This window comes from Rahnella perminowiae (assembly GCF_019049755.1).
GTDB lineage: Bacteria > Pseudomonadota > Gammaproteobacteria > Enterobacterales > Enterobacteriaceae > Rahnella > Rahnella perminowiae.
In genome coordinates this window covers 18,630-29,995 of sequence record NZ_JAFMOS010000614.1, presented here as the reverse complement: position 1 = coordinate 29,995, position 11,366 = coordinate 18,630, and the positions used below count along the sequence as shown (strand labels likewise).

At 51.7% G+C, this 11,366-nt stretch carries 12 protein-coding genes and 1 pseudogene; 5 read left to right on the top strand and 8 right to left on the bottom strand.

Going from position 1 to position 11,366, the window contains the following annotated elements:
• The 3 genes from J1785_RS20410 to chbG all read left to right on the top strand — a co-directional run.
• On the top strand, positions 1-283 hold a 283-nt coding region (locus J1785_RS20410; protein WP_217220432.1), incomplete at its 5' end, for a helix-turn-helix domain-containing protein.
• Between the two features lie 60 nt (positions 284-343).
• Positions 344-1,687: a 6-phospho-beta-glucosidase gene (locus J1785_RS20405; RefSeq protein WP_129953456.1), complete on the top strand. Its 1,344-nt coding sequence runs from the start codon at positions 344-346 to the stop codon at positions 1,685-1,687.
• A 45-nt stretch (positions 1,688-1,732) separates the two neighbouring features.
• A complete protein-coding gene (gene chbG, locus J1785_RS20400; protein ID WP_217220430.1) occupies positions 1,733-2,491 on the top strand; it encodes a chitin disaccharide deacetylase in 759 nt (252 codons plus the stop codon).
• Positions 2,492-2,547: 56 nt separating this feature from the next.
• Here the strand turns inward: chbG and J1785_RS20395 are convergent, their stop codons facing one another.
• From J1785_RS20395 to J1785_RS20370, 6 genes are all read right to left on the bottom strand, one after another.
• Positions 2,548-3,438: an oxidoreductase gene (locus J1785_RS20395; RefSeq protein WP_217220429.1), complete on the bottom strand. Its 891-nt coding sequence runs from the start codon at positions 3,436-3,438 to the stop codon at positions 2,548-2,550.
• A 20-nt stretch (positions 3,439-3,458) separates the two neighbouring features.
• Positions 3,459-4,286, bottom strand: coding sequence for a DMT family transporter (locus tag J1785_RS20390; RefSeq protein ID WP_217220427.1), 828 nt, complete (start codon positions 4,284-4,286; stop codon positions 3,459-3,461).
• Positions 4,287-4,361: 75 nt separating this feature from the next.
• Positions 4,362-5,267 (bottom strand): transcriptional regulator GcvA, encoded by a 906-nt coding sequence (gcvA, locus tag J1785_RS20385; RefSeq protein WP_217220435.1) that lies wholly within the window; start codon positions 5,265-5,267, stop codon positions 4,362-4,364.
• A gap of 119 nt (positions 5,268-5,386) precedes the next feature.
• The gene (locus tag J1785_RS20380) at positions 5,387-7,267 is read right to left on the bottom strand and encodes an amidohydrolase (RefSeq protein ID WP_129991064.1); all 1,881 of its coding nucleotides are present in this window, start codon (positions 7,265-7,267) and stop codon (positions 5,387-5,389) included.
• Between the two features lie 14 nt (positions 7,268-7,281).
• Entirely contained in the window at positions 7,282-7,848 is a 567-nt protein-coding gene (locus tag J1785_RS20375) for an antibiotic biosynthesis monooxygenase (protein ID WP_129953461.1), read from the bottom strand.
• 118 nt (positions 7,849-7,966) lie between these two features.
• Positions 7,967-8,383, bottom strand: coding sequence for a winged helix-turn-helix transcriptional regulator (locus J1785_RS20370; RefSeq protein WP_129953462.1), 417 nt, complete (start codon positions 8,381-8,383; stop codon positions 7,967-7,969).
• A 120-nt stretch (positions 8,384-8,503) separates the two neighbouring features.
• Here J1785_RS20370 and J1785_RS20365 point away from each other — a divergent pair, with 120 nt between their 5' ends.
• A complete protein-coding gene (locus J1785_RS20365) occupies positions 8,504-9,361 on the top strand; it encodes an SDR family oxidoreductase (RefSeq protein WP_129953463.1) in 858 nt (285 codons plus the stop codon).
• A gap of 59 nt (positions 9,362-9,420) precedes the next feature.
• On the opposite strand, the gene J1785_RS20360 is transcribed toward J1785_RS20365, so the two are convergent.
• Complete coding sequence (locus J1785_RS20360) at positions 9,421-9,678, bottom strand: biofilm/acid-resistance regulator YmgB/AriR (RefSeq protein ID WP_129991063.1); 258 nt, start codon at positions 9,676-9,678, stop codon at positions 9,421-9,423.
• 504 nt (positions 9,679-10,182) lie between these two features.
• On the opposite strand from J1785_RS20360, the gene J1785_RS20355 reads away from it, so the two are divergent.
• A complete protein-coding gene (locus tag J1785_RS20355) occupies positions 10,183-10,719 on the top strand; it encodes a P-loop NTPase family protein (RefSeq protein ID WP_129991062.1) in 537 nt (178 codons plus the stop codon).
• Positions 10,720-10,925: 206 nt separating this feature from the next.
• On the opposite strand, the pseudogene J1785_RS27100 reads toward J1785_RS20355, so the two are convergent.
• Positions 10,926-11,111: pseudogene (locus J1785_RS27100) on the bottom strand (STM2901 family protein); the annotation flags it as partial.
• Between the last annotated feature and the right edge of the window lie 255 nt (positions 11,112-11,366).

Sequence of the window (11,366 nt, the reverse complement as noted above, 5' to 3'; positions counted from 1 at the left end):
GTTTGGTGACAAGGCATTAGTGAATATGGTGGCACTTTCCGGTAAATCTCAGGAATATCTTAGCCGAGCCACGCAGCGACATTATGGCAAAACGCCGATGCAGATTATTAATGAAATCCGTATTGATTTTGCCAAAAAGCAACTGGAAATTACGAATTACTCGGTTTCGGATATTGCATTTGAATCTGGTTACAGCAGTCAGAGTATGTTTATTAAAAACTTTAAAAAGCTGACATCTTTCACCCCGAATCATTACCGGAAGAAGTTATGCAGTATTAATTAATCCGAATCATTTATTTCTCTGTTTAAATTTGCAGTGCATTATTATTGCACGGGAGTTCCTATGCGTAAAAAACTGAAAGTCGTCACCGTCGGTGGCGGAAGTAGTTATACCCCGGAATTACTGGAAGGCTTTATTAAACGCTACGATGAACTGCCCATTACTGAATTATGGCTGGTTGATGTGGAAGCCGGGAAAGAGAAACAGGACATTATTTTCAATCTTTGCCAGCGTATGGTGGAGCGCGCAGGCGTGCCGATTGTGATGCATAAAACACTGGATCGCCGCGAAGCGCTGGCGGATGCCGATTTCGTCACCACGCAACTGCGTGTCGGCCAGTTGAAAGCACGCGAGCTGGATGAACGTATCCCGCTGAGTCACGGTTATCTCGGTCAGGAAACCAACGGGGCTGGTGGATTGTTCAAAGGGCTGCGGACTATTCCGGTGATTTTTGACATCATCCGGGATGTCGAAGAAATCTGTCCGGACGCCTGGGTCATTAACTTCACCAACCCGGCGGGTATGGTGACAGAAGCCGTATTCCGTCATACCCAATTCAAAAAATTTATCGGCGTATGTAACATCCCGGTCGGCATGAAAATGTTTATTCAGGATGTGCTGAAGCTGGCACCGCAGGATGATTTGTCTATCGATTTGTTTGGCCTGAACCACATGGTGTTCATCAAAGATGTTCTGGTCAACGGCGAATCACGTTTCGCCGAACTGCTTGACGGCGTAGCATCCGGCACACTCACCGCCGGTTCGGTGAAAAACATCTTTGATTTGCCCTTCAGTGAAGGGCTGATCCGCTCCCTGAATCTGCTGCCGTGTTCTTATCTGCTGTATTACTTTAAGCAGAAAGAGATGCTGGCGATTGAAATGGGGGAATTCTACAAAGGCGGCGCGCGCGCTACGGTGGTACAGAAGGTTGAGAAGCAGCTGTTCGATCTGTACAAAAACCCTGATCTGAATGTCAAACCCAAAGAACTGGAATTGCGCGGCGGGGCGTATTATTCCGACGCGGCCTGCGAAGTCATCAGCGCGATTTACAACGATAAACAAACCGAGCAGTACGTCAATTTCCCGCACAACGGACATGTTGATAACATTCCGGCTGACTGGGCGGTGGAAATGACCTGTACTATCGGGCGTGACGGCGCAAAACCACACCCGCGTATCACGCATTTTGACGAAAAGGTACTGGGGCTGATTTACACCATCAAAGGGTTTGAGATTGCCGCGAGTGAGGCCGCACTGAGCGGTGAACTTAATGACGTTCTGCTGGCGATGAATCTCAGCCCGCTGATCCATTCCGATAAAGATGCCGAAATACTGGCGCGCGAAATGTTGCTGGCTCATGAAAAACTGCTGCCAAATTTTGCCAAAACCATTGCTGCGCTGAAATAACCCATGGCCTTCCCCGAAAAGGGAAGGCGTTCAACCGGGACATTTATGGATAAATTACTGATAGTGAACGCCGATGATTTCGGGCTTTGTAAAGCGCAAAACTACGGGATCATTGACGCATTCAACAACGGCGTGGTGCGGTCGACGACGGCGATGGTCAATATGGCCAGTGCTGAACACGCGGCGGCGCTGAGCAAAGCAAATTCTGATCTTGCCGTGGGCATGCACTTCGTGCTGACGCTTGGACGTCCGTTGTCACCCATGCCGGGTCTGGTCCGCGACGGTGAACTGGGCAAATGGATTTGGGAAATGGCCGGGCAGGGTACGTTACCGCTTGATGAAATCAGGCATGAACTGCAAAGCCAGTTCGACCGTTTCCTGGCTCTGTTTGGCCATTTGCCGACCCATCTCGACAGTCATCATCATGTGCATATGTTCCCGCAGATTTTCCCGATCGTTGAGGCATTCGCGCAAGAGCAGGGCATTCCTGTACGCATAGACCGTGAGGAAATCCGCAGGGGCGACATTGCGCTGTGCGGCGCGAAGAGTACCGACGGTTTCGACAGCAGTTTCTACGGTGAGGCGGTTTCAGAAGCCCTGTTTCTGCAAACACTGGACAGCGCGACACAACGTGGTGACCGCTCGGTGGAAATCATGACCCATCCGTCGTTTATCGATAACACCATTCTGGCGAGCAAATATTGCACTCCGCGCCTGGCGGAGCTGAATGTGCTGACGTCGGCCTCGCTCAAAACTGCGATAACTGAACGCGGATTCCGGCTGGGATCGTTTAAGGATTTATAAACTCTGGTACGCAAAGGCCGCTGTGGTGTGAGTTCGCGGCGGCCTTTTTGTGGGCGTCAGCCCGGCCCCTCACTCCCCGCCGCCAGCAGCGGGACCAGAATGTCGCTGATCGGTGTAGGAAGACCCCGGGCGAGCCCATAACGCTGTACGACGCCGTTACGTATATCCCATTCCAGCGGGCGGTTAGCCTGGCGATCGGCGAGAATGGATGTGCCTAAATCTGCCGGCGCACGATGAAAACCCTCAACGATCTCTTGCGGAACGGTATCGCTAAGTACCGCCCCCTCTGCACGCGCGACCGTCAGACATTCCTGCAGATATGCCAGTGCCAGTTGCGTGATATCCCCGCGTGAGAACATACCTGCCCGGCGGTTTGCGAGAACCATCAGACCAGCGACCGCATTCTGCAGCAGTTTGCGCCATGCGATCGTGAGGAAATCGGATGACAATTCAACCGCACAGCGTGTGCCACTGAGCGCCTCAGCGATCCGTTTTGCCTTTGGCACATCCGGCAACGTCAGTCGCGGTTTGGCGCGCAGCCGGACTGAAGCATCCGGTTCGCGTTGTGCCGGGAACCATACGACGGAAGGCAGTACCGTTGCTCCGTTAACGTAAGGTTCCAGCAGCGTTTTCTGTTCAACGCCGTTTTGCAGTGCACAGACAACGGTATTTTCATCGCATAAGGTGGTCAGCCAGCCAGCGCTGTCAGCCACCTGCGTCGTTTTCACCGCAACAAAAACCAAATCGAAAGGACGGGTAACGGTTGACGGATTGTTCAGTACCGGACCTGGTACTACAATTTCGCCGTCATCATGGCGCAGAATTAATTCGGGGTGTGCGGTGCGCCCGCACAGCAGCGGGGTGCGGTTCACCTCATGCAGTACTGCGGCGATGGTGGTACCAATCGCACCGGGGCCTATCAGAGCTATAGCAGGGTGGTCAGACATTTTAAGTTCTCCTGATTTGATTAACCCATCAATAATGTGCCGGTGGCAATCACCGCACATGCCAGCATTTTTCTCAGCGTGAGTGTTTCGCCAAGGAACCAATAACCCAGAACAGCGGCAAACAGTACGCTGGTTTCGCGCAGCGCGGAGACGGCACCCATCGGTGCGGCCGTCATGGCATAAATAATAATGCCGTAAGCCAGCAGCGATACCAGACCTCCCGCGGCCGCACTGAGTAAACCAGGCCGCCAGCGCAGTAAGCTTTTTGTGTCGCGCAGAACGATATACAGCACTGGCATCAGCACTCCCCATAACATGCTCATCCACACGGTATAGGAAAACGGATTGCCGGAGACGCGTACGCCCATTCCATCCACTACGCTGTATGCGGCGATAAACGCGCCGGTAGCCAGGGTATATTTCAGGCCTGGCATCGCCAGTTTGCGGCTTCTCATTGCAAGCATAAGAATACCGCCAGAAATTAGCGCGATGCCAAGAAGGGTGTTAAAAGCGATCTTCTCCCCGGCGAACAGCGCTGCGCCACAGGTCACCATCAGCGGCGAGGAGCCGCGTGCAACCGGGTAGGTTTGCCCGAGATCCCCGCTCTGATAACTGCGTATTAAACACAGGTTATAGCTGACATGCAGCAGGGCAGATAACACCGCATATCCGATGCTCGCCCGGGCTGGCAGTGGCAGAAATGGCGCGATGACAACGCAGCTCAACGCAATCGCCACACACATGATGGTCATCGACCACAACCGGTCATTACCGCTGCGTAATAAGGCATTCCAGCTGGCATGCAGCAGGGCGGCGAATAATGTAAGTGAAATAATATGAGCGGGCATGTACCGATGCTAAACAGCCTGTCCCCGGATTAACAGTGAAGTGTTGTCATCGGGGTATGAGCAATGATTCATACTTCAGCGGTAACTTAACTGTGCCTGTTGTGATTCGGCCAGCAGCCAGTTACGGAATTTAATGATATGTGGCTGCGTTTCGATGCCTTGCGGACAGACGAAGTAATAGGCGGCCGGTGAAGGAAAATTGACGTCAAAGAGCCTGACCAGACTGCCCTCACGGATTTCTTTTTCTACGTGTCCGCTGCGCGCTAGCGCAATGCCCTGGCCCAGTAACGCGGCTTCAATCGTCATATTGGTGTCGGCGAAGCGTACACTCTCGTGCAGCACATCGGTGTTTATCCCGACCAGCTTAAACCAGGCATCCCATTTCGGTACCAGATCGGCTCCGTCACGCGTCAGCAAGGGAAAACGCAACAGTTCAGCAGGCCCGGAAGGGGTACCAAAGCTGGCTAAAAAAGCGGAGCTGGCCACCGGAAATAATTGTTCGCGGAACATAAATTCTGTATGCAGTGCCGCATAATTACCATGTCCGAAACGGATCGCCACATCGGAATCTGCGCTGGCGAAGTTGATGGCTTTATCCGTACTTTCCAGCGACACCAGAATCTCCGGATGCAAACGTGCTAATTCCGGCAGACGCGGTAACAACCACTTTAAGGCGAAAGAATAGGTGGTGCTGACACGCAGTCGCACCCGTCCTTTCTGTTCACGCAGATCCGCAAGTGTGGTTTCAAGTTTACTAAAGAATTCCCGTACCAGAGGGGCGAGCGCGGCACCGGCAGGTGTCAGGCTAAGGGTTTTACCCCGTTGGAAAAGTTGCAGGCCCCAGATTTCCTCCAGTTTTTTCAGCTGATGGCTGACCGCACTTTGTGTAATAAACAGTTCGTCTGCGGTTGAGGTAAACGTTGTGTGGCGGGTGGCCACTTCAAAGGCACGGAGTGTGGCTGTAGGAGGGAGGTCACGCATCATGGTGTTCCTGTTAATGAGCAAATGCTCATAATAGGGTATGGCGTAGCCAGTGCAAAAGATACGATGACAGAAAAATGGCCTGCGTTACAGGCCATTTCCATGTTGTTCTTAAAGGGTCAGAACGAGAAGCACGAACAACCTAAAGCACCCCAGAAGGCGTTGTCATCGGACACCGGGACATCAGAACCCCGGGCAATATCATGGCTGTGTTTATGCACGCCGCACGGGCCAACGCACTGATGTCCCTGACGAACCAGCCCGACACGCGCAACACCTTGTGGCGGTGCAGAGCGGTAATGTCCGGGTACCGTGGTGACCGGCGACCAGTCCGGCAGCACCGGAATCGCGGGCGGAGCCAGAGGCGAGAAGCTGCCGGCAGCATAGACCACTTTACCATCGACTACGGTCATCACTGATTCGATACCCTTGATACGTTCTTCCGGCACGCTGAAGAAATCTTCGGAAAGCACCGCCAGATCGGCCAGCTGTCCGGCTTTGATCTGACCTTTCTTGCCCTGTTCGCTGGAGAACCACGAGCTGCCCTGTGTCCACAGCATCAGCGCAGTTTCGCGGTCAATGCGGGCCTCATCATCATACATGGCCATGCCGCCTACTGTACGACCTGAAACCAGCCAGTACAGCGCCGTCCATGGGTTATAACTGGCAACGCGGGTCGCGTCGGTACCCAGTCCGACCGGCACGCCTGCGGACAACATTTTTGCCACCGGCGGCGTATGTTTAGTGGCTTCGATACCGTAACGGTCAGCAAAATATTCTCCCTGGAACGCCATACGATGCTGTACCGCAATGCCACCGCCCAGCGCTTTGACGCGCTCAATATTACGTTCGGTGATGGTTTCCGCGTGGTCAAAGAACCAGTGCAATCCGTTGAACGGAATATCGCTGTTCACTTTTTCAAAGACATCCAGCATCCGGCTGATCGATTCGTCATAGGTTGCATGCAGGCGGAACGGCCAGCGGTGCTCCACCAGATGACGCACCACGCGTTCAAGTTCGACCTCAGTTCCCGGCGGTAAATCCGGACGCGGTTGCAGGAAGTCTTCAAAGTCTGCCGCTGAAAATACCAGCATTTCACCTGCGCCGTTATGACGGTAGAAATCGGTACCCTGGCCAGGTTTGAGCATGTCAGTCCAGAGTTCAAAATCTTCCAGCTCGTGTTGCGGCCGCTGGGTAAACAAGTTGTAGGCAATGCGTACCGTCAGCTGATTTTTCTGATGAAGCTCATCAATGATCTGATAATCCTCAGGATAATTCTGGAAGCCGCCGCCCGCGTCTATGGCGCTGGTCAGGCCGAGCCGGTTCAGCTCACGCATAAACTGGCGTGTGGAATTCACCTGCTGCTCCAGCGGCAGTTTCGGACCTTTTGCCAGCGTTGAATACAGGATCATGGCGTTTGGTTTGGCGATCAACATGCCGGTCGGATTGCCGTTGCTGTCACGCTGAATTTCACCGCCCGGTGGATTTGGCGTGTCTTTGGTATAGCCGACCACTTTGAGTGCGGCGCGGTTGAGCAGAGCACGGTCGTATAAATGCAGGATAAACACCGGCGTATCCGGTGCGGCCTGGTTAATTTCATCGAGCGTAGGCATGCGGCGTTCAGCAAACTGAAACTCGGTCCAGCCACCGACGACGCGCACCCATTGCGGGCTTGGCGTACGCAGCGCTTGCTCTTTGAGCATACGCAGGGCATCGGCCAGTGAAGGTACACCTTCCCAGCGCAGTTCCAGATTATAATTCAGACCGCCACGGATCAGGTGCAGATGCGAGTCATTCAGGCCGGGAACGGCGGTATGGCCGTGCAAATCGACCACCTGCGTCTGTGCATCAGCAAACTGCATCACTTCATTTTCGGTACCGACAGCCAGAAATTTACCGTCTTTGATTGCGACGGCATTTGCCAGCGGTTTTTCTCTGTCAACGGTATGGAACTTGCCGTTAAGCAGGATCAGTGAAGCAACATTATTTATTGGATTCATTGGAAAATCTCCTGTTATTGCGCGGAAGAGCGCGTCAGCCATGAATGAAATACGCGTGTAACGATCGGCATCCAGAGGAAAACCACCAGCCCGACGACCGTAGCGTCATTAAGTAAATGACCGCCTTCGGTGCCTTTAAGCTGCGGCAAAAACTGCCCCCAAAACCAGGGCACAATGTGAGTCGATGGGTAAATCACCCCTAATGTCAGCAGATATTGTTTCCAGCGTGCTGGCGGGCGGACATTCGCACTTGGCGGGGTGAACCAGAATTCGGCGCCGGGACGCACCTCGGTGTTGTCGTTTTGCAATAACAGCGGGCTGACTTCGGCGACCAGTTGTTTACGCAGATCCGAGTTATGCCATGCGTTGAGGTTTTCCAGCGTGTCGAAACGCACCAGAATGGTGTAAGCATCGCCGCTGCGGTTCGGGCGTATAACGTTGACGCCCAGATGGCCCGGAAAGGTGCTGGCCTGCGGCATAATTTTATTCAGCCAGGCCTCGTATTGTGTTTCGCTGGCTGGCGCAATCTTGTGGGTAATAACGAGCGTGACATGTTGCTGGTGGGGCTGGGACAGGGACATACATCACCTCAGCTGATTAAAATAAAAGGGTTTATCGAATCAATGAAATGATGTTAGTCGGTGGGTTGAATCAATGATAGGTGAGAATTTTTGGGGACTTGTTAAGTTTTTTTGTTAATTACTGCGTGCCTGCAATATGCAAGCTACGCTGTTTCATCACACGATGCAGATTCGACTCCAGCCAGTCCGCGAGTCCGGCAACCTGATCTTTTACTTCAACGCCGAGCGGGGTCAGAGAATATTCCACATGTGGCGGCACCACCGGATAAGCGCGGCGGTCGATGAAACCGTCTTCTTCAAGGGATTGTAAAGTCTGCGCCAGCATTTTTTCACTGACACCACCGACTTTGCGGCGCAGCTCGCTAAAGCGCAACGTATTATCGCTGAGGGCGATCAGGATCAGTAAGCCCCAGCGGCTGGTGATGTGGCGTAGAATTTCGCGCGACGGGCAGTTGGGATCCAGCACTTCGCCCCGGCGGATTTGCTCTGTCAGTGGTAAACGTTCAGCGGGTTGTCCGGAAGAAATTATTTTCATACTAACCTTTGGGTGCGTACTTACGAAAAGTTAGTATATCGCATAGGATGTGCTTACGGCGACGCTTTTAGCGTCTTTAAAGTATAACTTTTCTGTCGAAGACTTTTTGGAGAAACCACTATGATCGCAGTTACCGGTGCTACCGGCCAGTTAGGCCGCCTCGTTATTGCCGCACTTTTGAAAAAAGTGCCTGCTCATCAGATAATTGCTGCGGTACGTAATCCGCAAAAAGCGCAGGACCTGGCAGAGCAGGGTATACAGGTACGTCAGGCCGATTACAGCCAGCCCGCCACACTGGATTCGGCTTTTGAAGGTGTCGAAAAATTGCTGCTGATTTCTTCCAGTGAAGTCGGTCAGCGCGAAGCGCAACATAACGCGGTCATCGATGCAGCAAAGCGTGCAGGCGTGCAACTGCTGGCCTACACCAGTTTGCTTCATGCAGACAAAAGTCCGCTGGGACTGGGTGTTGAACACCGTGCGACAGAAAAAGCATTAAGTGAATCCGCTATTCCTTTCGTGCTGCTGCGTAACGGCTGGTATACCGAAAACTATGCGGCAAGTATTGCCCCGGCGCTGGCACATAACGCGTTTATTGGTTCAGTGGGTGAAGGAAAAATCTCTTCCGCTGCGCGTCAGGATTATGCTGAAGCCGCCGCCGCAGTACTGACCCAGGAAAATCAGGCCGGTAAAATCTACGAACTGGCCGGGGATGATGCCTACACGCTGGCTGAATTCACTGCCGAAATTGCCCGTCAGTCCGGTAAAAAAGTCGATTATATCAACCTGCCGGAGGCGGATTTTGCCAAAGCGCTGCTCGGGGCCGGTTTACCGGAAGGTCTGGCGAATATGCTGGCTGATTCTGATGCGGGTGCCGGGAAAGGCGGCTTGTTTGATGATTCCCATACATTGAGCAAACTGATTGGTCGTCCGACTACGCCAGTTAAAGATGTCATTGCAGCGACGCTGAAAACGCTTTAATAAAAAAATGATTGCACTCCGGCCTGTTAATATCATGCCTTAACAGGCCGGTAATATTTTTAGATCACATCATCCTGCGTTGAAAGCAACACCAGCTCTAACAAGTTGCGACAAGCTTGCTGATTACTGACGTTGGTCTCCTGTTCCAGCTGACGCACCAGACCTTCAATGATGGCCTTATTGCTTACCGGATAATGGCTGGAGAGAAGTCCTGAAACGATAGTCCCGAGGATCTCCACTTCGCTTAATGTCGGCGTTTCCCGAACATTTAAATAATCACTGATTTCTGTAACTGTATGTTCTGCTTCGATTTGCATGTAGACCTCCTTAAACTTTTCAGCAGACTTGTCTCATGTGAAAAGTGCCTATTACCAGTCAGAAAAGAGAGTATTGTGAAGTTTCTCTTCACAATTTCCGGCCCTGACTCATCTGATCATTGAATTGCGCATCACGAAATCCCAGCCGTGAAAAAAACCTTTGGAAGAAGGGAAATCCAATTTTCCTTCCAAAGGCCAGGCTGAACACGCCCGTAAAAGACGGACTAATGATGAAGCAGGGGTAACAGAAAGTTATACAAAGATTTCAAATCTGTACAGGTATGGTCGTAAAATATCTTAAACTTTGTTGCTAGCAATCTAAAAAAAGCACAAAAAGTTCATCGTTCTGGTGTGTTAATACATTCACGTAACAATTAAGTTCCGCGCGTAATGGTTCAGAGCGTGAATTTATCTTCCTGTACAACTGAAATGGAGTGCGGCAAAATATGCGCCTTTTTTGCTCGGGTCATAGGCAATATCCGACAGTAGATAAGGAGTCATACGGTGAAAATCAATGTCATTGGCACCAGCGGAAGCGGGAAATCCACGCTTGCACGCAATATTTCTCAGAAACTGAATATTCCTTATATTGAACTGGATGCGCTGTTCTGGCGTCCGGACTGGCAGGGCACGCCGGATGACGAATTTTTTGCCCGTCTGGCAGAAAAACTGGCGGCCAGTGACGGCTGGGTGATTGACGGAAATTACAAACGTACGCAGGCAGTGAAATGGCGCCAGATCGATATGATCGTGTGGGTAGATTATTCGTTCGGACGTACGTTATATCAGGCGGTGAAACGCGCCGTCACCCGGGCATGGGGACAAAAGGAAATCTGGGCAGGCACAGGGAACCGTGAGTCGTTTCGTAAGAGCTTCTTCAGCCGGGATTCGATTATTCTCTGGACGTTGAAAACTTATGCGAAAAACCGGCGTCAATATCAGGCATTGTTTAACGATCCTGACTGGCAGCATGTTCGCTTTGTTCGTCTGACATCACCCAAGCAGACTCAGGATTTTCTGCATAATCTGACCCAGCTGTAACACTATCCGCGGGCTGAATGCCCAGGGCGTTGCCCGTGCACTGTTGAGTAAGTTTTCCGGATTAACTTGCTGATAATACATGATTTCTTCGCCTGTCTCCCACACCCAGACATAGCGTCCTGTCGTAAGGCTGGTGTCAATCGTGACAGGCCATTTACCTGTCTTATTCCATCTTGAGCTATACCAATCTATGACATCCTGATTATTCACCATAAGCGGTCATTCTCTCTCGCACAGGTGTTGTAACGACGGGTGCTTTTCCAAACAATTTGAGATATGTCACTCGCAGGAATTACAACACCTGGGAAAGGGATCCAGCGCGCCACAAATGCCCCAGGATTATCGACATAGGAGAATTTGAGGCGTTTGATACTTCCAGTTGTCAGTGTGCGCCGCCGTCATCTTTAAGCCATAGGTAAGCGGGTATTGCCATTTTGATAAGTCCCATTTAACAGTGAGGGTATAGTTATGCCCATCAATCGCCGAAAACAATTAGCACCGAAAACAATTAGCGGAAATCGTAATAAATTGATTTTCAGAGGCTTATTATTGGTGAGCATTCATCATCGGGACGGTGCAAGAGTGCCTTAGTACCTTTTGGGGCAATACGGCGCTGAATGCAGATTAATGACCGGAATTATGGAACG